Raw genomic sequence first — 22,666 nt, forward strand, 5'->3', positions numbered from 1 at the left:
TATCAGCATCAGTCAGGGTTAACACGCCTGAATCGGTCAGCACTGGGTCGGTGTCATCTTCGGTCACCGCGCCAATTGCATCGCCAGAGATGACTGCGCTGTCGTTGACCCCCGTAATGGTAATAACAATATCGTGCGTGGTGCCATCCACCGAGGCAACAGTGAAGGTTTCGATTTTGGTTTCGTCTTGAGCAAGGTACTGCACGCTCTCGTTGTTTACGGAGTATGTCCAATTTCCTTGAGTATCAATCGTTAGCTCACCTAGAGCATCTCTTGGTGTGACAATATTGTTTGGGTCAAAATTAGCATCACGTTTATTGTTGTCCTCAATGGTCAGTTTCCCTGAGTCGATCAGCAATGGAGAGGTCGCATCTTCAGTGACAGCTCCGCTATCGTTACCACCTATTATCGCGGCAAGCTCAATACCTGAGTTAGTTTCATCGCTAAGAGTTAAAAGTGAAGGACGGTCACTTAACTGATCGTTCGCATTGGTGTCAAAAAATGTTTCCGCGATCGTTGTTTGATTGTCTCTTGCTACCTGTGGAGAGAGCGTTGGTGCAGAACCTTTATTCTGGCCTGCCGTAGGATCTAAGCTTTCTTGTTGAGTAGGATCTTGGCCACGATCTATGAGGTTTTGTACGCTTTGAACATCATCGGAGGACGTTGTGGGAGTATCGGACACAACGCGGATATCAACATTTGCAAGTAATGCAAAATCTTGTTCAGAATAAACGACTTCATTGTCTTTTGGTTGTTGGCCATCAGCAAGGACGCGTATTTCACCCTCTTGATTGACCGCAACTTTTGCTCCGGCAGGAATTAGCATTACCTTTTTCATAGTCACTCCTCATTGGTATCCAGATGCTATGAAATTTGTCTCGCATTCATAACTTAGCTGATATATCGCAATCTTTATGCCAATAGAGTTGATGAAATAAGTTGTTTAAAAACAGTGGGTAATGTGTCTAATGGCGAATTTCCGCCATCTATTTGGATTATGAGAATCAAAATAAAAATCAGGATGCGCTAGTTTTGATTTATTGCTCAATATGGAGTGATTTATGGCGTGGATTCGATGGTAGTTGAGTGTCGCTGTTGAACGGCCGTTTTAAATCCTGTTCGTTTGGGTAAACCATTATTCTGCAAGTATGCGTGTTGAACAGCTCATTTTTTGGAAAAAAGATCACGTTTCATAGGCGATAAATTGGCGTTATCTTTTTGACAGTCAGTGTAATCCGCTTTGGAATTAACATCGTTAAAACCAATTTTAAACTTGATTGAGTGTAAATTTGGTGATGTTTTTTTACCATTGTCACATGGCGGTTCTTGCAAAGGTTTGCGTTGGTTGATATCGCCATAACTAGCTAGAAAATATAACAATTTTCAGTTCCTAAATTCGCATCAATGACGGCAATTTTCTGATTTACTTTATTGTAGAAGTGCTGATATAAGGTTTTCGGGCGATGACTAAGTCATCAGACCAGTACCCAAAAGTAAGTCCCCTAATTCAGATACGCAGCGTTGTCGATTCAAGATCTTTTTGGATTACATCACCACTTATTTGCTTCAATTCATGTTTTACGTGCTTTTGTTGCGCTTCTTTTTGCTGCCGTTAGATTGGTGTGGGTATTGCCTGCGGATAAATTATTCAAACACTCCTAGGTTATGAGAATCATGAGCTACAAAGATTTGGCTGTGACAAAAAAAATCGCTGTTGTATTTTCGGTGATCGGTTTAGTAATGATTGCGTTTGCATTCTTTCTATTACAAGAGTTGAACAAAGTAGAATCGGAAGTGGTTAACTTTACCGACTCCACCATTCCAAGTGTGTTATCGGTAGAAGATATCTACTTTGATATGAATGCGTATCGTCGTAATCAATTTGCGGCGCTAACGTATCAAAAACGCGACCTTCCGCAGTTATTTACGACTATTTCATCACTTGAAAATACAATTGAAAATGATCTTGCTAAGTATCAAGCGACGGTTGTCGACGCTGATGAGCGCCGTGTATTTAGTCGCGTGATGAATGGTTGGAATAGTTACCAGCGTGTGTTAAGTGACTTTACTCAAAAGGTCAGCCGTGGGGATAAGACCCAAGCTCAACTTGACCTTGTGGCAGCACTTAGTCAATTTGAAGAAGTGGGTGTGGCTATGGATGATTTGGTTAAAACAAACCTTACTTTTGTGGCCAATAACCGTCGCTCGATTATGGAAAGTGTTGATGAAGTGACCACTGCGACTAAGGTTTCCTTCTCTGCGTTGATTGCGTTTATGGTCTTTATTACTTTCTTCTTAGCGCGTCAAATTTGTCATCCACTGAATCTAGTTGTCGCACAATCAAAAGCGATTGCAGCAGGGGATTTAACCTTTCGTTTAGAGCGTGAATTGATTGGGAATGATGAACTAGGTCAATTGGCTGATACCAATATTGAAATGCAAAATCAGTTACGTATGTTAATTGAAGATACCATTTCTGCGGTGACTCAGCTATCGGCTGCCGTTGAAGAGATGAGTGCGATATCAGAACAGTCTTCACTGGGCATGCAGCAGCAACAATCGGACATTACGGTGATTGCAGCCGCGATGGAGGAGATGAGAGCAACGGTTGCAGAAGTTGCTTGTAATACTGAAACCGCGTCCACGTCAGCGCTAGAGGCCTCACAAGAAGCTAAGCAAGGCAATCTAGATGTTCAGTTCAATATTGAGCAAATTCAAATTGTTTCACGTGATATTGAACAAGCGGGTGAATTGGTTGAAGAGTTAGAACGCGAATCAAACAATATTAGTGTGGTGGTTGAAGTGATTCGTGGTATTGCCGATCAAACAAACCTGTTGGCACTGAATGCTGCGATTGAAGCGGCACGTGCGGGTGAGCAGGGTCGTGGTTTTGCCGTGGTGGCGGATGAGGTACGTTCGTTGGCGGGGCGAACGCAGTCGTCAACCAGTGAAATTGTTAGCATTATTGAGAAATTACAAACCAGTGCTGCTCATGCTAAAACGGCGACAGAGCAAAGCTGTTCGAAGATCCGTGTTTGTGTCGATCAAAGCGTACAAACAGGTAAAGCAATCCAGACGATTGAAGATACGATGATGAAAGTCACTGAGACCAGTATCCAGATTGCGACGGCATGTAATCAACAAGATTCTGTGACAGAAGATCTCGGTCAAAATATTCAGAATATGAGTCTGTCGGCAAATGAAGTCGCTCAGGGTGCAGAGCAAACCGCTCAATCGAGTATTGAACTTGCACAATTAGCAACGACGTTACAAATGTCATTGTCTCGCTTCAAGGTTTAGCTTACAAAGGCAAACTCGTGGGAAAAATGATGCTCTAATGATGGGGTATCATTTGAATCTATGAGGTCACTTGTGAGTAAATGAAAAGCTCTAGCTGCAATGGTTGGAGCTTTTATCCGATTTGTTGATTATGTTTTTCTTCGTCATTCTGCTAAAGAACATTTCTTCTTTTTTTGTGCATTATTCCGGTTAGGTGTGAATTGTTAGGTTGATTATCTATCGATGATAAGTGTTTTTTATAAAATCGATATAATTATCTGCACTTTAGTGTTTTTAATAAAATGCCATTCTAATTAAACCGCTATGTTGATACAAAAATTCACGCAACAAATGTTCGTTTGCACAATTAAATTCGAACCATGCTGCCAACCTTGAAAATATCTATTCGCGTCGAAAATTAAGTAATGAAAAAGTAGTTGCTGGTGAATTGACTCTCAATTACTAAGCGTGGATATAGACTAATGAAAAATCACATCAAGCTTACCGCTATTGCGGCATCTGTTGCTGGAACACTCCTTATGAGTACGGCTCTGCACGCCGCACCAACACACGATAAAAACGTGATTGGTTACCTAACCCAATGGGAAGCGTGGAAAGGGCCTCAACACGGTTTTACTGTTGCCGGTGAAGCGACTCATCTAAATGTTGATATGGATATCTATTCTATCTTGAACTATTCCTTTTTTGGCGTAGCAAAAGATGGCTCGTTGCATAGTGGTGATTTACGCAATAAGCAAATTTATCAACCAGATGCAGTGCAAGAGCCCGGTTCATTATTGTATACCGATGTCTATTCAAGCTGGGATTTACACATTCTATGGGGTGAACTGGAATACTTATGGTCTTACCCAGGCAATGAAGCGTGGGAAGCAGAAAACTTGGCGCGTGTTCAAGCGCAAGGTTTTGTCCCTAATGGCAACGGCTGGTTGCATGAACCATCTGGTGTCAGTGGTGAAATGCCGATTCCTCTAAAGAAAGAAGGTGGCGCACCGGGCCTTATCGATTTGGCTAATGAGAAAGGCGTAAAAGTAATGGCCTCGCTTGGCGGTTGGAGTATGTCTAAACATTTCCCCGAAATGGCGGCCGATCCGGTTAAAAAAGCGCGTTTTCTTGCCGATATTGATAAGCTGATGGCATTAGGTTTTCACGGTATTGATATTGATTGGGAATACCCGGGTACTGGTGGGATGAATTTCCCTGGAAGCGACGCTGATTACGCCAATTTTGAACAATTGATGGAAGATATCCGCGCGCGCATTGGTGATGATAAGCTGATCACCGCGGCATTCAAAGCGACACCAGCTGCTTTAGAAGGCTTTAATTGGGAGCGTCTAGTGCGCTCAATGGATTACTTCAACATGATGACTTACGACCTCAATGGTGGTTGGTCAAACGTTACAGGGCATAACTCGCCACTTTATCCGTACCCAGAAGAAGAGTTCGCAGGTTTAACACTTGATACGTTGCGTGATTGGATGGTTAATGAACGCGGCATCCCAGCGGAAAAAATTAACTTTGGTGCGGCGTTTTACGGACGCGGTGTGCAAACAACAGCTTCAACGGCATATTTAGGTGCACCAACTGAAAAACGCATGGTTAATTTTGAAGTGGATGGGCCGACTAACTCAGCGGTTGATATTACCAACTGGGCCAATTTTGAGGGGCAACCTAACTATAACTATTTAACTAAGCAACCTGGCTGGGAACACTTTTGGGATGACAACGCCCGTGTACCTTATGCGGTAAATGGCAAGTATTTCCTCAGTTACGATGACCCACAAGCGATTCGTGAAAAAGCAGAATACATAGTCAATAACGACCTTGGTGGTATCATCGTCTGGCAAGTGCATGGCGATATTGAGTGTAAAGGTACCTTCACCAGTTTTGGTAGTAAGTTGAAGCAATGTTCAGAGCTCAGTTCTCCACTGGCAGAACAGATAGATAATGTCTTTAGCCAAAATGTTGTACCCAATGCAGCGCCAGTATTAGTGGTGCCAGCGAATTTAAATGCGAATTCTGGCCAGTCAATTAGCTTTAATGTTTCAGCGACCGACTCTGACGGCGATGCACTGACTTTCTCTGTGACGGGCGCAACGCTGGTCGATAACGGTGACAACAGTGCAACGGTAACTTTTCAAGCACCTGAAACCGCGCAAGATGTGGTTGAGCGCGTGACGGTGACGGTCACTGACGGCAAAAAGTCAGATAATGAAGCGGTCACCATTAATGTGAAAGGGACTGGAGAAGAGGTAAATACGGCCCCAGTTCTGAATGCACCAAGTTCAATAGACGTTAATGCAGGCGAAGTGGCGACAATTTCTGTGTCAGCAACTGATGCAGAAAACGATACACTTACCTTTACCACATCTCTTGGTACGATTGTGCAAACCGGTAATAGCGCGGTCATTTCAGTGCCAACTTCGGAGTCGACTCAAGACAGTACCCTGAATGTCATCGTAACGGTTTCGGATGCGACCGATAATACGACGGCCGCAGTGGTTGTGAACGTTAAGGGCAATGAAGATCCAAGCGGTAATACTTGGAATAAAGACCAAGTCTACGTCGGTGGTGACACGGTTATCTACAATGGCGTGACCTACACCGCGAAGTGGTGGACACAAGGTGACGTACCGGGTGCGTCTGACGTATGGCAAGAAAAAGATGATGGTTCGCTGAAAGCGTGGAGCCCAACGAAAGCCTATAACGGCGGTGATAAAGCTATCTACCAAGGCGTAACTTACAAAGCCAAATGGTGGACAAAAGGCGATACACCAGGAACCGCAGGTGCTCCTTGGGAACAGATTTAGCTAGCCATTAATTGATTAGCAATAGCGAAAAATATAAAGCTCTGGTGCAATGCCTGAGCTTTTTTGTTTTTGAGCGTGCTTATTGGTTAGTGACCCATATCACTGAACAGTCGGGTAGCCAAAGTAACCGACCTCTGCGCTTAAACGTAGTTCATCACCCACGGAAAATTGATCCAACTGGTCATCATCAATCGGGTATTTTATATCCCCTTGCAAGCTGCTCAGTTGTAGGTAGATAAACTCGGTTGATTTGACATAAGAAGAACCAATACCAATAACCTCAAAGTCGATGGTGATGATTTTTTGCGGCGTGTTTGAGTTATCAAGCCATTTAACCGCGAAGGTGGCGATCAGCAAGCCAATACCGATGGAAATAAGCGTATAGCTGATATCAGCAGCATCAAACACAAAGTAGTAGATGAGGGTAGCCAAACCAAGTCCTAAAGCAATGCTTACACCCGCCAACATCCCGCCATCGAGAGTTTCATAGAACACCATCAAGACCAGTTGCACCATACCGGATACGATGCCAAGGAATGCAAGACTGACTAAAATTTTTCTAAGCATAGTGTTTACTCGTAGTAGTTTTAGTATTGGCGGCTTAGTTTGCCGTTAAGCTAGGTTCTGCTTTAGTAACTCAACGATCCAACTCGAGTCTGTGTTGTCTGAGTGCTCGTGTTCTTGGCGCAGCTTTTGCTGCTCAAATTGATGTAATGCGTAGAGAATCTTGTGCGATGTTGTGGATTCACTTCGAAGTAAGAAAAAGTAATAGGAAGGGGGCGTTTGTGATGAAATGTCTCCCGGTTGTACCACAAGTTGCAGCGATGATTCTTGTCGTGAGGATCGGCCTTGTGCGGAATACAAATAGACATTGGAACCTATGTGCAAATAATCGATAAAAGCAGTTAATACTTGGCTCAGTGGCTGAATTGTCTCTTGATAATGCAAGCCGAGCTTATTGGCCAAATGCAACGCTGCTAATTCTGCGATATCGACTAAATCAGCGCCCGAGTTGATCCAATGGATATCCGCCACACTAAACCAATTTTTACGCAGGTAATCGGGCTGGGTATCATCTGAAAACAGGGTAGGGTATTGATTCAATAATGCCTGTTTTAATGGTTCGTAGGCGATCTCTTTAGCGTGGCTTTGTAGTGTATTGAGTAGCGCATCGAGTGATAATTTGTTTTGCTCATCCTGTTGCGTCACTTGAGCGACAAACTGGCTTATTTGTTGTAATTCCTCATATCTAAGGGGTTCAAGCAACCAGTGTTGGCAAGTAGACATCGCCAAAATAGTCGCCTGATAATGGCTTATCGCTCCAGTGCTCTCTATAGGTGCCAAATAACCGTGTTCAAGCCGAATAGAGTCAGCGGGTTGCAAGTGAATGTGGTTCTTTATCCGATAGATGGCAGACGGTAAGTACTGGCATAGTTGCCCATGCAGCTGTGTCATTTGGCTTTTCGATAAAGGTATAGTCTGCGTTAGCTGACGTAGAAAAAGCATGGAGCACATCTTAACCCGTAATTGGTTCTCGTGAAAATTGTCTTCCGCACAACCGCTAAAAAAATACTCGGCTAAGTGTAAATGCTCAAATTCTAGCTTTTCGTTGATCAGTAAGCTGAGTTGGTTGTATACCAATTTGAATTTGGCTGTTTTCCTTAAATAGTCGGCGTTGTTCTTTTGTAAAATGAGAAACTGCTGATTGATACGATAAAGAGAGACACTTAGATAGATGAACATCATTTTAATAAAATGTGCAGCAAACTTTCCCCCAATCGCATGGGAAATATTGGTGATGATCACGTAGGTTTCTTTTAAAGGCAGGGTGGCGAGCAGTTGAGTAATCAGCGTCTGTGTATGATACTGGAGTGGGGTCGTCGCAGTGCAAAATTCAATATGCGGATGAATTTGCTCGATCTGTTTATTGATGCGTTCTAGCATGAGATGACGCAGTTTTTTTTCGCTTCCCGCTACCACAAAGCCACCCTCAGTAGAGTGAAGAGACACGCCACTAAGTTGTAGCCGCGCAGATAGCTCACTCAAGTCTTTTTTTAGTGTTGGCCGAGAAATGCCCAACTGTTTTTCGATCTTTTGGTATTTGTATTGGTTTGAGAACAAGTAGTTGTCGAGTAGATAATCTTGCCGCTCACTCGACATTGGTCGGTAGTGAGTCAAGGGAATATCTTTTATTTTCTGCGCCCATTGTTCTGGGCTAATTTCTAATGTCGCAATGCCTTTCTGCACGCTGATAGCTTGTTCAATATAGTAGTTAATATTGGTGATGTAGTTGTGGATATGGCGGCGACTCACCGCCATTTCTTCTGCCAGAACTGTGATAGCGCAAGCTTTTTGTATCAAGCGGCCAATCAATTTTACTTCATTAGAATTTATACTCACGTGATCTCTCGGCTCTACTGCATATAGAAAATATGGTTTAAATCACACAATGCAGCAGGATTATGCTGTTTTGTTATGACCGCTTAATGATGGATGTGATTATAAGCCTAATTTCGGTATAAACCATTCAATAATATGAAAATTCCCTTCCACTTTTACAGAAGCACATTTCGATTTTGTTTCCGCAGGTTCTTTCGTACTGTACCCGTGAAAACCACAGAGGTTTCCCTACAAAATATAATAATGTGTATCTAAATGGAGTGGCTATTATGAGTCATAAAACAAAGCTTTGGGGCTTTATCCAAGGTTTAGGAAAGACGTTTGTTCTTCCTATCGCATTGCTCGGTATTTCGGGCATTCTTTTAGGATTAGGCAGCTCTCTAACGGGTGCTCAGCTACAAAAGTTGTGGCCATTCCTTTCTTACGAACCGATCAACATTTTCTTCCAATACGTAACGATGGTTGGCGTATTCACCTTTAAAAACATGCCGGTTCTGTTTGCGATTGCCATTCCTTTGGGGCTAGCAAAAGAAGAAAAAGGCGTAGCCGCGTTCTCAGGTTTTGTTGGTTACCTTATCATGACGATGGGGACTAACTTTGCACTGAAACATACAGGCATGTTGGTAGGCCCAGATGAAATGCGTGATGCAGGCCAAACCATGATTCTTGGCGTACAAACTATCGGTACGGGCGTATTAGGTGGCATTTTCTCTGGTGTGATTGTTTCTCGCTTGCATGAGCGTTACAAAGACACCAAATTACCGGATGCCTTTGCATTCTTCGGTGGCCCACACGCAGTGCCAATCGTATCGCTGATTGTGCTTTCTGTTTTCGGTATGTTGATCCCTTACATCTGGCCTCTATTTGACTCTTTGATCAAAGGTTTGGGGTACATCATTCAACAATCGGACGTTTTTGGCCCAATGATCTTTGGTGCGAGTGAGCGTCTACTGATCCCTCTTGGTTTGCACCATATTTTGACGGCGATGATCCGTTTTACTCCTGTAGGTGGCGAAGCGATTATCGATGGTCAACAAGTGATTGGCGCGTTGAACATTTTTTATACTAACCTAGCTGCAGGTCATGAAACACCAATGGAAACAACGGCGTTACTCTCTCAAGGTCGCATGCTGAGCTTCTTCTTTGGTTTACCTGCTGCGGCTTTTGCAATGTACCGCACCGCTAAGCTGAAAAACCGTCCATTGATCAAAGGTCTACTGATTTCTGGTGCGGTGACCGCAATTGTGAGTGGTATTACCGAACCGATTGAATTCATCTTCCTGTTTATCTCACCGATGTTGTACCTATTTCACGCCTTTATGACAGGCTTGGGTTACTTAACGTTATCGATCTTCAACGTAAACATTGGTCCTGCGGGTGATGTGATTGGTTTCTTTGTATTCGGTGTGTTGCAAGGCTTTAAAACTAACTGGTTCTTCGTGCCATTATTGGGCGCAGTTTGGTTTGCCGCTTACTACTTTGTCTTCACTTACGTCATCATTAAGAAAGATCTTAAGACACCAGGCCGTGAAGATGACACTGATTCAGTGGTCAGCAAGTTAGGTGCAGATGGTTTAGCGGCTCATATGCTTGAAGCGCTAGGCGGCAAAGAGAACATTGTCACCATCGATAACTGTGCGACTCGTTTACGTTTGGTATTGCATTCAACTGAAATTGTGAATGACAAACAGCTAAAGAGTGCGGGGGCGATTGGTGTTGTACACCTTGATGCAACAAACTTGCAGGTTGTTATTGGTCCTCAAGTACACACAATGCGCAAGAAAATAGAGTTGGCAATGGCATGAAAATAGATTTCGACGGCGTAATCGACAGAACGAATACCTATTGTACTCAATGGGATTATGTAGCAGACCGTTTTGGTAAGCCGGGGTTATTGCCCTTTACTATTTCTGATATGGACTTTGCCTCACCAGTCGAAATTCAGGAGACATTAAAGGCGCGTATTGAACATCCGGTTTATGGATACAGCCGTTGGAATCATGATGACTATAAACAGGCGATCTGCCATTGGTATGAAAGCCGGTTTTATAGCCCTATTTCACCGGGGTGGATTGCGTATAGCCCGAGTGTTATTTACTCAATCGCGACTCTGATTTCACTAACCAGTGAGCCGGGAGAGGGCGTATTGCTGTTCACTCCGGCTTACGATGGTTTCTTTGGTTGTATTGAACATTCTGGTCGCCAGATGATGACCAGTGAGTTGATTGACGATAACGGTTACTTTGAAATCGATAAGCAAGATTTTGAGGCTAAAGTGGCTGCTTGCCGTGTTCTATTACTGTGTAACCCCCACAACCCAGTGGGCAGAGTGTGGCAAAAAGAAGAGTTAGCGTATTTACTCGACGTTTGCCAGCGACATGATGTGTTTGTTATCTCTGATGATATTCACATGGATATTTGTTTCGGCGTGCCTTATTACCCAGTGACATCGTTAACAACCCATCAGGTAGCGATTTGTACCTCGGCTTCAAAAGCATTCAATACGCCGGCGCTTGGTGGCTCTTATGTTCTTATTCCGCAAGCGGATTTACATGCGCGTTTTATGCAAGTGTTGAAGTTACAACAAGGTTTGTCGTCACCGCCAATTTTTGGTGTGTTGGCAACGATCACCGCCTACCAACAATGTGGCTATTGGATTGATGAGCTTAAAACCTATCTTCAAGATAATTTACATTTTGTGCAGCTGTACATACAAAGAGAATTACCTGAACTCAAGATGCAGTTTCCGGAAGGTTTGTATTTTGCTTGGATAGATTACTCTGCATTACAGGTGAGCGCGGAACAACTCAAAGCGTACATGGTGAATGCCGGCGTAGCGATCATGACCGGTGATGTTTACGGAAAAGGCGGAGAACACTACTTGCGACTCAATGTGGCTTGTCCGCGTGAGAAACTCACAGAAGGATTAGTACGTTTACAGCAGGCGATTGAAGTACTAAGGAGTGATAATGGATAAGGTGATTGACCATTTTGTATCGATGGCAGTAATTAGTTCGCCTTCATATAAAGAAGCGCAAGTAAGCGCTTATATTCAAGCGCAGCTAGCAAAGTATGGGATTGAATTCTATCAAGACAACGCGCACCTAGAGTATCAGGATGAAGGCGCTCAGTGCGGTAATTTGATTGCGCTGTTACCCGGGACTCTTTCTGGAACGGTGGCTTTGTCTGCACACATGGATACGGTAACACCGTGTGAAAACATCACCATCGTTGAAGAAGGTGATTGGATTAAAACTGATGGCAAAAGCGTGCTGGGCGGGGATGATAAAGCCGGTATAGCAGTGATATTAGACGCTCTCATCGCACTTGCCTCTGGTTCGGTTCCGCATCCGACCGTTGTCGCTATTTTTACGATTGGTGAAGAAGTTGGGCTTAAAGGGGCAAAAGTGCTCGATTTTGCGCGCTTACCATCGATAGATCTCGCCTATGTGATTGATGCTGGTGGCGAGATTGGTACCGCTTATATTTCAGCGCCATACTCAGCAAAAGGTGTCGTTACGATTACGGGGCAGGCTGGCCATGCGAGTGAGCCGGAAACGGGGTGTAATGCGATGGTCGCTGGAGCGAAGCTCATCACTCAATTGCCGATTGGGCGCGTTGATGAGGAGACGACCAGTAATATCGGTATCATTCATGGTGGCAACGCGACCAATATCATTATGGAAAGTGTCGATATTACCTTTGAAGTTCGCTCTCGCTTACAAGAAAAGGTTCAAGCCTTTATCGATAATGTGTCGCAGCAATTAGCCACACTTCAGTCGAGTATGCCAATCAGTTACGAAAACCGCATCGCTCAAGGTACACCGGGTTTTCGTTTAGATCCAAGCACTGAATTATTAAGCACGTTTGCCTCATGTTGTACGCAACAAGGTTTAGAAGTGCAATTTAATGATGGAATGGGCGGATCAGATGCTAATATTTTCAATAAGAACGGTATTCCGTGTTTGGATATTAGTGTTGGAATGAAACATATACATAGCGTTAATGAATGCATTAAAAAATCAGACATCATTACTTGTCGTGATTTAATCATGGCGTTACTGTCACGGCCGCTACGTCCTCAATAATCCTCATTCGTTTATCCAATTATTACGAAAGCCAGTGCCTATGTAACTGGCTTTTTTATTCTGTTCGCTTAGTTGATGTTGCGCGATAATTTCTTTGATCTTGGTTTGTGAAATTTATAACTGAATCGTTTTATGAATGCGGTTCTCAAATTAGACCTTCTGTCGCTTCTTTTTCTCTTTATTTCGTAGTCTGGATTTTAAATTGGTCAACCAATATTTTGTAAAATTAGTATCTTGATTCAAATTGTAATCATATGGACCATTTCGCCTTATATGAGTGTCGATATTACGTCTGTGAATACGTTCACGTTTAAATTGGTTGATCAATTTTGGGTTTTTTAATGTGATATTGTCCAACCAATTGTGCTTATTACTTTGACGAAGCCATTAATTGGTCGCAAGATGGCGATGAACTTGAGTAACCACTAATTAAACATGGTTATTCTTGGATATAATTACAACTTATTGTTTTTTATGGTTTTTTGTTACTGTGCTGGTATCGTGGCTATTCCTTTGACATCATGATGTGTTGCTGCCGAAGTAGCTGTATAAACATCCTATGTTTAAGCGTTGATTGTTGTTTAAATGACACTTAGAAATCAAAGAAGACTGAGTTCTTCCAAGCTGATACGCGGGCTTGTTATTCATCTTGCACTAATTTTACGTTAAAAAAATTAGCCACTTCCACTTTACTCGATGTCGCAATGATGTCGCCTTTTAGTCTGTATGATAAATAATTTTATTATTTAAGGTTGTTTATTTTTGCTGTGCTGATATTACGCATTCTGATGATTTGCTGGCAATGGGTAGAGTAAAACTCTGTACTCCATATATATCCAAATAATAGAAGAAAATGATATGAAGAAAATGGTTCATCGCTTATTTACTCTGACTCCGGTCGCTCTGGCTGTAATGATTAGCAGCAGTAGTTATGCGGCTACGGCCGATGTTGCCGATAACAAATTGGCCGCTCGCTCAGTTCAAATTCTGACGGTTGATAATCAACAGTTTAAAGATCTGAATAAGAACGGAAAACTGGATGGATACGAAGACTGGCGTAATGCGGTAGACGTGCGTATTAACGATCTGGTGTCGCAAATGACGTTGGAAGAAAAAATTGGCATGATGCTGATCGATACCATGAACGCCGGCGCTTACGGCAAAACGGACAAAGACACTGAAAATTACGTTAACGATCAGTTGATGACTCGCTTTATCTTCCGTAATGCGATTTTGCCACAAGATGAAATCGAAGCATTGCCAAAAGAGAAACGTGCACCGGAAGGTTTAACGACCACGAGTTGGGGCAGTGCACCTATTAGCCCGAAAGAAGCGGCTGAATATTTAAATGCAGTTCAAGAAATGCGTGAAAAGACCCGCCTTGGTATTCCAGCACTGTTTAAATCAAACGCTCGTAACCATAATGATCCAAACGCAAAACCGGGTATCAACGTTTCCGCGGGCGCTTTTTCTGAATGGCCAAAAGAAGCGGGCTTAGCGGCAACTCGTGATATGGAGTTAATTGGTGAATTTGCCAACATAATGCAAACGGAATGGAACGCGATTGGTCTGCGCGGGATGTATGGCTACATGGCTGATCTCGCGACTGAACCTCGTTGGTTCCGTGTTCATGAAACCTTTACTGAAAATTCACCATTGGCCTCTGACATCATCAAAACCTTAGTGGAAAATCTGCAAGGCCAAGAGGTTGATGAGAACAGTATTGTTCTGACCATGAAGCACTTCCCAGGCGGCGGCCCACAGTTCTTAGGGTTTGACCCGCATTATATTGCCGGCCAGCACCAAACTTACCCAGGTGGCGAAGCGACTTTCAAAGCCCACCTAGAACCATTCAAAGTCGCGATTGATTCGGGCGTGGCAGCGATTATGCCTTATTACGGTATCGTGGGCGGTGGCGAATGGTCTATCAACAATCCTGATGGTAAAACTAATCTAGATGCTGGTGGCGTTCCTCTGAGTGATCTTGTTAGTGATGAAGTGAAAGACACCAAACGCGTACCATACAATGGTTACTCAACAAACGTAGGTAGCCCTGCAGGTAACGTCGGTGTGGCTTTCTCGAAAGGCATCCTCGATGATTTACTACGCAAAGAGCTAGGATTTGATGGTGTTATCAATTCAGATACTGGCATTATTGGTGATAAAAACCCACCGAAAACGGATTACCAAGTCGATCAAAACAACCGCGCTTGGGGCTTACAAGATAAAGTGAAACGTGAGCAAATCCAAATCGCAATCGAAGCAGGTACGGATGTATTCTCTGGATTCAATAGCAATGCTGAAGTACGCGAACTAGTTGAAAGTGGTGATGTGAGTGAGTCACGGATTGACGAATCTGTGAAGCGTTTGCTGAAGGTTCAGTTTGAGTTGGGCTTGTTCGAAAACCCATACGTTAATGCAGAGTTGGCAAACTCGATTGTCGGTAACGAAGCGCATCAAGAGAAAGCACGCTTAGCTCAGCGCAAAGCAGTTGTACTGCTGAAAAATGATAGCGTCGCGAAAGGAAATGATACGCTATTGCCATTACCAAGCGTGATTAATGGCAAGAAAGTGAATCTATTCACCATGGGTGTGAATACCGATGAGATTGGAGAACACAGCTTAACGATTACAAAAGGCGATGACAGCAAAGGCGCGAAAGTGGCTAATGCGGCTGACAGTGATTACGCCTTGATTCGTGTGCGAGTCACCAATAAAGATACAGGTATGTTGTTGTATGGTGGTGCGAACTTCGATCAAGTGAACGCGTTAGATTTCACTACGTTGGCGCAATCAAGTACATGGGATATGAGTCCATCACTAGAAGATATTAAGAAAGTGATGAAAGAAGTGGGTGCAGATAAGACCGTTCTTTCTATCTACTTCCGTCAGCCATTTGTATTAGATGAAGCGAGTGGCATGCAAGACGCTGGTGCAATCCTTGCGACATTTGGCTCGCGAGATGCAGCGTTGATGGATGTGGTCACAGGTAAGTTTAACCCAACTGGTAAACTACCATTTGCATTAGCGAAGAGTGCAGAGCAAATCATTGAGCAAGCATCGGATGCAGAAGGCTACCCAGATGAAAATGGTAAAGACGCCTCACTGTACCCATTTGGTCATGGTTTGAGCTACGCAAAATAATGCAGTGTTTAAGCTCTTTATTGCTGTGATACAAGGGATTTGCCCTATCTAGCATGAATGACCGCGATAACTAGAGTAGCGAAGACGTTTGTGTTCGCTACTTTTTTATCTTTAGTATCATCTCGCCCTAAACGGCGCCAGCAACTGTTTACCAAACACGTTAATTAGCGCGCCAGTAACAATTAGTCCACCACCTAGGTACGTCCAAATGGAGGGTATTTCGTTAAATACCCATACGCCAAGCAGAGCTGAGAAAACGATTTGTACATAAGAGTAGGCCGACGCTTTGCCTGCCGCTTGGGTCTGCATCGCTTTGGTTAACCCATACTGTCCAATTTGAGTAAAGATACCAACTAATACAAGCATCATAGTCAAAAACAAACTTGGCCATACAAAACTATCCCACATCAGCAGCGTTGAGATTGGCAATGCGACGAGTGGGAAATAGAAAATAATCACCGAGCTGTCTTCGGTTTGACTGAGTTTTCTTACAATTACGTAAGCAATAGAACTACCCAAAGCGCCACACAACGCAATCATAATACTAAATAAAGGCAACTCATCGGCGATCTCGCTATGCATATTTGGCTGCACCATTACCAATAAACCGGCCAGACAGAAGCCAATACACACGAGGGTCGATTTTTGCACACGTTCTTTGAGAAATAACACGCCAAGAAGAGCGGTAAAGACAGGGTGGACGTATTGTAAAATCGTCGCTTCAGCAAGCGGTAGCATCGTTACCGCGGTGTAAACGCACATCAGTGAGGCGGTGCCAACCGCACCACGTAAAAATAGCAGTGGTTTATTTTCTCCCCATATTGAAATCTTTTTTCGTTTTACATCTATGTAGCTGATGAGCAGAGAAACTAATGCCCTCGCAGCTACAATCTCAAACACCGGAATACCATAGTTGCTGACGTATTTGACACACGCAGACATCAACGCAAAGCCAAACGCAGAAAGGATCATAAATCTAACCCCGACTGGGATCAGAGAAAAAGAGAAGGCAGCCATAAGGTTTCAATCTAGTCTAGGGATAAGGAATCATAGCTTACTTTGGCCGGGGATCTATGTATTTCTGCTGGTTGTCGATATTTTACTTTCAAGCGCTCCCGTTATGACATTGAAGCTCTTTTTGGTGAAGGCTCGAGTCTTGTCACTAAGTAACGCTCTACATCGCTTTATCTATCAGTAGAACCTTGTACGATCTTTGTTTGTTAATGTAAACACACTGCGCATTTGGCTTTGGTCTAGTAAAAGGTGCCTAGAAAAATGATGGCTTTTACCCAGCATAACGCATTGATGTGAAGGGTGACTGATTTGATATAGTGGATTCATTGACAACATGGATGTTGTGGTTAGAGCAAAGCCACCCTGAGAAAATAGGTGGGTAGGTATTGCTTATTCGCAAAGGATAGACGGATTAATACAGGGTAACAAAGATGAATATTCAGATGAAACTCCCGCTACTCGCTTCAAGTATTGCATTGGTTGTTGGGTGCTCTCCGGTTGAAACGACGGAGACAACAAATGCGTTAGATCTGACTTCGGAAAATCCGGTGACGCTATTCGTGGCCAATGAATTGATCACGATGGCGGGATCGACTCCTGAAGGGGCAAATTCAGTCGCGGTGCAAGATGGAAAAATACTGGAGGTTGGAGAGAAAAGTGCGCTAAAAGCAAAGTACCAAAGCCTTGATCAATTTTCGGTTAATGAAGACTTTGCCGATAAAGTGATTACTCCAGGTTTTGTCGAACCTCACATTCATCTATGGATGAGCGCCATGTTCCTTGGCATGGATTTCATTACCCCTGCCGATTGGAATTTTCCATGGGGAGAAAGAAAAGGAGTCGTGGGAAATGACGCTTATTTTGCTCGTCTTAATGAGCTAAATAAAGAGCTGCCCGAAGGTGAACCGCTGATCACTTGGGGCTATCATAATTATTTTCATGGTAGTGAGATGAGCCGTGAATTACTTAATCAAGTATCAAAAGATCGTCCTATTTTGGTTTGGCATCGCAGCGCGCATGAGTTCTTTGTTAACGATGCTGCGATTGAGCTGTTTGGCTGGGAACAATCGATTTGGCAGGGTGAGGGGATTGGTTACGATCAACTTAACTGGGAAAAAGGGCATGCGTTTGAAAATGGCATGAAGATCTTAGCGCCAAAAGTGATGGAGTACTTTATTGAATCGGGTCGCTTTGTGACGGGTATGGAACGTACGCGAGACTACGTGCATTCAGGCGGGATTACAACGGCGGTCGACCCGGGTGTGATAGCCACACCTGCGCTGTATGAACAAATGGTATCTATATTACTCGAAGATGATTTTCCAATGGATTACTGGTTAATTCCTGCTGGTAATATGACCTACGCGATGGCGGGAACCGATGCGGCTAAGGGCAAAGAAATTGCCGAAGCACAGACGCAACAAATGGCGGGTGAAGCACAAATTCAATGGTTACCTAAGTTTATAAAACTGTTCTCTGATGGTGCAATGTACAGCCAGTTAATGCAGTTAAAAGATGGCTATACTGATGGTCATAAAGGGGAGTGGCTACAAACACCAGCACAGCTTGAAGACAGTATGAGACCATACTGGAACGATGACTATACGATTATTGTTCACGCAAATGGCGATTTAGGTTTTGAGCAGGCGATTGATATTGTAGAGAAGCTCAGCAAGGAAAAGCCGCGTGAAGATCATCGCTTAGGCTTCCATCATTTGGGCATTACCGATAAAGAAGATATTCCACGAGCGGTTGAACTGGGTGCAAACTTCAGCGTCAATCCCTATTACACGCACATCCTTGCGGAGTTATACAGTGAAGATGGAGTAGGAGAGGAGCGTGCCGCCGTGATGTCGCGTGGTCGTTCCTTTATTGATGCTGGTGGTCATTTCTCGCTACATTCTGATGCGCCGATGGCACCAGCACAACCGTTGTCATTAGTATGGGCTGCGGTCAATCGTATTGGTTTATCGGGTGAAACCGTGATGGGAGCTGAAGAGCGTATTACTGTCGATGAAGCAATGAAGGCCATCACAATTGATGCTGCCTATACCGCAAGACTTGAAGAGAGTGTTGGAAGTATTGAGCCGGGAAAATTTGCTGACTTTACTGTGCTCGATGCGAATCCGTACACAGTAAAACCAGAAACGATCAATCAGATCGATGTACATGCGACGGTTTATCGAGGTGCGACGGCTAACATTGCGCTGAGCAATGCGGGGATGGCGAGCGATAGCAATACATTACTAGTTCTCAATCAGTTAAATCAACATGATCATCATGGCCACTCTCATGCTGGTGATGTTTGTGAAACGAGTCTATTTCTACAAAAAGTACTCAGTGAGAAGTTGAATTAGTCTCTTAGTTCATTCTTCATCTCAATAAGCTTGAAGGATCCGTATCGTACGGAGCCTTTTTTATGGTTTCAGGGTGAGTTCGTTAACGCAGCCGATTTCCTAAGCGGCAATCAAGGTACGTTTATCCAACAAAATTCAGCGTCTATAAGCCACCCAACATGTTTTATTTCAATATGATGTGACTCAGCATACCCTTGTTCTTGATAAGCTTGTATATAATGCCTACAACTAAAGAATCTGAGAAAGTAAATGAAATACCAATGGCTTTTCGTGGCTCTATCCATAACCCCCAGTTTTTTTCTTCACGCAGCAAGCTTTGATTGCACTAAAGCGGCTTCTCCGACAGAGAAGATGATTTGCCAAGATCCAATATTAAATACACTGGATGAGATATTGGGTGAACAATATAAAGAGTTACGAACTCAATTGGCACAGCCGCAACAACAGGCATTGAAGCAAGAACAATTGAATTGGTGGGAACAGCGCGACGGTCAATGCTCCCTTGGTATCTCGAAGTGCATCCCTAGTTACGGTCAGCGCATTGGTGAATTGCATCATCAGCTTGCCCTTGAATCCCTCAAAAAAGAGCTACTACAAGTTACGAGCATGGAACAGCTCATCAATAGCTCCAACTATCATGAGTTTTTAGCGGCGCGTTATACATTATTTGATCACATTTTCGAAACAGAAGATTATGTACGTAAGATGGGCTCAACAACGAGTATGTACTACGCACTGAAAGGAAAAGGGGATGAGATTTCATTTGAAAATGGTCTTCTATTCGGTAGCGCGTGTGAACCTTCACATTGTGAACGAAAGGGGTTCATTCTAGTTGATCCGAAGACGTTGGATGCGGTATTTGGCGTCATCGCGTTTAACGACAAATTTGATCGATATTTCTACGATAAACCTCAGTTGATTTTGTTTTATAACAATGATGAGTTTTTTGAAGCAAACCTATCGCTGATGGTGAATAAAGTAAAAGCCACGACGAAAGTGGAAAAAGTGATCCCCGTGAGAGCCAATGACTTTAACGATGATACTTATTACTATTGATTCTTTTGGCTGAACAAGCTTGGTTCTGGCTCGTAAAATTCTGACGCGATTTGAGGTAATCGAGCAAGCCGGCAGGTCATAGTGTAAATCTGCCGGCAGTTATGTTGGTTTTATAGATAACGACTTATCAAATGTGCTTTAAAGTGCGCGGCATTGAGCGTTTCACCCGTGGCTTGCTTCACAAGTTCATCCGTTGTTAGCAAGCTGCCTTTACTCCAAATATTATCCGACAACCAAGTAAAGATAGGGCTTAGATCGCCACTGCGAATCGCCCCGTCCACATCCACCGTATTCTTCATCACCGCCATGTATTGCGCTGCGTACATCGCGCCGAGTGTGTATGACGGAAAGTAGCCAAATGCGCCGTCGGTCCAATGGATATCTTGCATGCAGCCGTTTTTGTAGTTTCCTTCGGTTGATAAACCTAGGTATTGCTGCATCTTCAAATTCCACAGCTCTGGAACGTCGGTGTGTTTGATATTGCCGTTGATTAGGTCTCGTTCGATTTCATAACGCATGATCACATGTGCAGGATAGGTGAGTTCGTCGGCATCAACTCGGATAAAATCTTTCTTCACTCGAGTGTAGAGCTTTTGAAAGTTGTGCTGTGAAAATAGTTCTGGGTTTGCCGTGTTGAAATGCTGCCCTGCAAGACGCGCTAAATGTGCAATAAACGTATCGCTACGGCCAACTTGCATCTCAAAAAACAGTGATTGGGATTCGTGAATACCCATTGAACGCGCTTCACCGGCTGGTGTGCCCGCTAACGATTTTGGTAAACCTTGCTCATAACGTGCATGACCCGTTTCGTGCACGATACCCATTAGTGATTGGACAAACTCATTGTCATTGTAACGTGTGGTGATGCGCACATCACTTGGCACACCACCACAAAACGGATGGACACTTTCATCTAAGCGACCGTGGTTAAAATCAAACTGTAGAAGTTTCATTACCTCAAGACCAAGGGCTTTCTGCGTTTCAGTGGCAAATTGTCCGTTTGGTTCTATGAAGCTTTCGTTTGATTGTTTATCTATGACTTGGTCGATGAGCTCTGGTAGCCATGATTTTACGTCAGAAAATAGCGTATCAAGCGAGGTCGTGGTTGTGCCGGGCTCGTAAATATCGAGCATCGCATCATAAGGGGTGAGGTTATTGGCTTCAGCGCGGATCTGTGCTTCTTCTTGGGAAAGTTTAACCACTTCAGCCCAATTCTTTTCAAAACCCTGCCAGTCATTTTCTTTGCGCTGGGTTCGCCAAGCATGTTCGCACTTCGAGCCCGCGAGCGATTTAGCTTGCACTAACGCTTCAGGGAGTAAGTTGGCTTGTTGCCATTGGCGCTTTAGTTCACGTAGGCTGGCTGTTTGTTCATTAGACAGTGATTGTTGGTCTGCTTCGGCAAACCAATCTGCCAGTTGTGGCTGAGTGTGAAGTGAGTGAACATGAACGGATAGCTCCGCCATGGCTTCAGAACGAGCCTGGTTGCCACCTGATGGCATCATTGAAGCTTGATCCCAACCGCAGATGGCAGCAAGGTGGTTAAAATGGGCAATTTTCTGTGAGTGAGAAACCAGTTTTTCGAATGCGCTCATAGAGATATCTTCATCATGTGGGGTAAATTGTCAGTCTAGCAATCAAGGCTACGAAGATAAATTGTTTGTGGTGAGGAATTTATAGCGGTATAACAGTATAGCCGTCTATCTTAATGCCGTGTAAATCTTAGCGTCTATTTTCATGCGCGAGAATCACTCCATTTTACTAGTAATATTTCAGGGAAGAAGTCGTTATGATCGTTAACTTTGAGGCGTTTCTCGTCGCTATTACCATTCTTACTTTGACGCCGGGACTCGATACTGCGTTGGTTATTCGTAATTCTTCACGTGGTGGTTTCTCAGATGGCGCAACTACAAGTTTAGGTATTTGTTTGGGCTTGTTTGTTCATGCGACCTTTTCAGCGATTGGTATTTCAGCCTTGTTGGCGCAATCTGCACAACTGTTTGCTGCTGTAAAAATGATTGGTGCGGCGTATTTGATTTGGCTTGGATTGAGTAGTTTACGTGCAATTATGAAAGGGCAAGTCGCACCAGCGGCAGATCTCTCATTAGCGAGTCAGAATCTGAACTTAAAACGCTCTTTGCGTGAAGGTTTCTTATCAAATGTACTTAATCCAAAAACAGCGGTTTTCTATTTGGCGTTCTTGCCACAGTTCATCGATCCGGCGGGTTCGGCGTTTTTACAATCGCTACTGATGGCAGCGATTCATTTTGTTATTGCAATGATATGGCAATGTGGACTGGCCGGAGCGCTCGATAAGGCGAAGGGATTATTAAAAAACAGCCGTTTTATGCTGTGGATGGAAGCAACAACCGGGGTAGTTCTCGTCGCCTTAGGCATTAAATTAATGCTGGAAGAGTAGGTGATGTAGCAAGACGAAAAGAGAGCAGTCACACGTCTACACAGTATGGAAAATAAAGTGCTAGAAAAAACGTGATATAAAAAA

The 22,666-nt window shown here is 43.7% G+C and carries 14 protein-coding genes; 9 read left to right on the plus strand and 5 right to left on the minus strand.

All coding sequences use genetic code 11. The features are described from left to right. Positions 1 to 838 (minus strand): VCBS domain-containing protein (locus RH88_RS18515; RefSeq protein ID WP_005598884.1); only part of this gene is annotated, 838 nt, incomplete at its 3' end. Between the two features lie 836 nt (positions 839 to 1,674). Here RH88_RS18515 and RH88_RS18525 point away from each other — a divergent pair. Both RH88_RS18525 and RH88_RS18530 read left to right on the plus strand, forming a co-directional pair. After that, positions 1,675 to 3,300 carry a methyl-accepting chemotaxis protein gene (locus tag RH88_RS18525; RefSeq protein WP_005598888.1) on the plus strand — a complete coding sequence of 542 codons (1,626 nt, stop codon included), beginning with the start codon at positions 1,675 to 1,677 and terminating at the stop codon, positions 3,298 to 3,300. Positions 3,301 to 3,761: 461 nt separating this feature from the next. After that, positions 3,762 to 6,107: a glycosyl hydrolase family 18 protein gene (locus RH88_RS18530; protein WP_005598890.1), complete on the plus strand. Its 2,346-nt coding sequence runs from the start codon at positions 3,762 to 3,764 to the stop codon at positions 6,105 to 6,107. A gap of 99 nt (positions 6,108 to 6,206) precedes the next feature. Here the strand turns inward: RH88_RS18530 and RH88_RS18535 are convergent, their stop codons facing one another. Continuing rightward, a complete protein-coding gene (locus RH88_RS18535; RefSeq protein WP_005598892.1) occupies positions 6,207 to 6,674 on the minus strand; it encodes a hypothetical protein in 468 nt (155 codons plus the stop codon). A gap of 45 nt (positions 6,675 to 6,719) precedes the next feature. Beyond that, on the minus strand, positions 6,720 to 8,507 hold the full coding sequence (locus tag RH88_RS18540) for a helix-turn-helix domain-containing protein (protein ID WP_138944308.1): 1,788 nt from the start codon (positions 8,505 to 8,507) through the stop codon (positions 6,720 to 6,722). 269 nt (positions 8,508 to 8,776) lie between these two features. Between RH88_RS18540 and malX the strand changes: the two genes are divergently transcribed. From malX to RH88_RS18560, 4 genes are all read left to right on the plus strand, one after another. Continuing rightward, the gene (gene malX / locus RH88_RS18545) at positions 8,777 to 10,312 is read left to right on the plus strand and encodes a maltose/glucose-specific PTS transporter subunit IIBC (RefSeq protein ID WP_005598896.1); all 1,536 of its coding nucleotides are present in this window, start codon (positions 8,777 to 8,779) and stop codon (positions 10,310 to 10,312) included. After that, complete coding sequence (locus tag RH88_RS18550) at positions 10,309 to 11,484, plus strand: MalY/PatB family protein (protein ID WP_005598898.1); 1,176 nt, start codon at positions 10,309 to 10,311, stop codon at positions 11,482 to 11,484. The genes malX and RH88_RS18550 overlap by 4 nt, the downstream gene beginning before the upstream one ends. Further along, positions 11,477 to 12,595 (plus strand): M20/M25/M40 family metallo-hydrolase, encoded by a 1,119-nt coding sequence (locus RH88_RS18555; protein WP_005598900.1) that lies wholly within the window; start codon positions 11,477 to 11,479, stop codon positions 12,593 to 12,595. Before RH88_RS18550 ends, RH88_RS18555 begins: the two co-directional genes overlap by 8 nt. An 858-nt stretch (positions 12,596 to 13,453) precedes the next feature. Further along, positions 13,454 to 15,739 (plus strand): glycoside hydrolase family 3 protein, encoded by a 2,286-nt coding sequence (locus RH88_RS18560; protein ID WP_005598901.1) that lies wholly within the window; start codon positions 13,454 to 13,456, stop codon positions 15,737 to 15,739. A 117-nt stretch (positions 15,740 to 15,856) separates the two neighbouring features. Here RH88_RS18560 and RH88_RS18565 read toward each other — a convergent pair whose 3' ends face one another. Further along, on the minus strand, positions 15,857 to 16,756 hold the full coding sequence (locus tag RH88_RS18565) for a DMT family transporter (RefSeq protein WP_005598903.1): 900 nt from the start codon (positions 16,754 to 16,756) through the stop codon (positions 15,857 to 15,859). 428 nt (positions 16,757 to 17,184) lie between these two features. On the opposite strand from RH88_RS18565, the gene RH88_RS18570 reads away from it, so the two are divergent. After that, positions 17,185 to 19,110 (plus strand): amidohydrolase, encoded by a 1,926-nt coding sequence (locus RH88_RS18570; RefSeq protein ID WP_005598904.1) that lies wholly within the window; start codon positions 17,185 to 17,187, stop codon positions 19,108 to 19,110. 249 nt (positions 19,111 to 19,359) lie between these two features. Further along, positions 19,360 to 20,166 carry a lysozyme inhibitor LprI family protein gene (locus RH88_RS18575; protein ID WP_005598905.1) on the plus strand — a complete coding sequence of 269 codons (807 nt, stop codon included), beginning with the start codon at positions 19,360 to 19,362 and terminating at the stop codon, positions 20,164 to 20,166. Between the two features lie 110 nt (positions 20,167 to 20,276). Here RH88_RS18575 and RH88_RS18580 read toward each other — a convergent pair whose 3' ends face one another. Next, positions 20,277 to 21,758, minus strand: a complete 1,482-nt coding sequence (locus RH88_RS18580; RefSeq protein ID WP_005598907.1) for a carboxypeptidase M32 — start codon at positions 21,756 to 21,758, stop codon at positions 20,277 to 20,279. A gap of 194 nt (positions 21,759 to 21,952) precedes the next feature. Here RH88_RS18580 and RH88_RS18585 point away from each other — a divergent pair, with 194 nt between their 5' ends. Continuing rightward, entirely contained in the window at positions 21,953 to 22,582 is a 630-nt protein-coding gene (locus tag RH88_RS18585; protein ID WP_005598909.1) for a LysE family translocator, read from the plus strand. The last annotated feature ends 84 nt before the right edge of the window (positions 22,583 to 22,666 follow it).

This window comes from Vibrio scophthalmi LMG 19158, assembly GCF_000222585.1.
In the GTDB taxonomy this organism is placed as follows: Bacteria; Pseudomonadota; Gammaproteobacteria; order Enterobacterales; family Vibrionaceae; genus Vibrio; species Vibrio scophthalmi.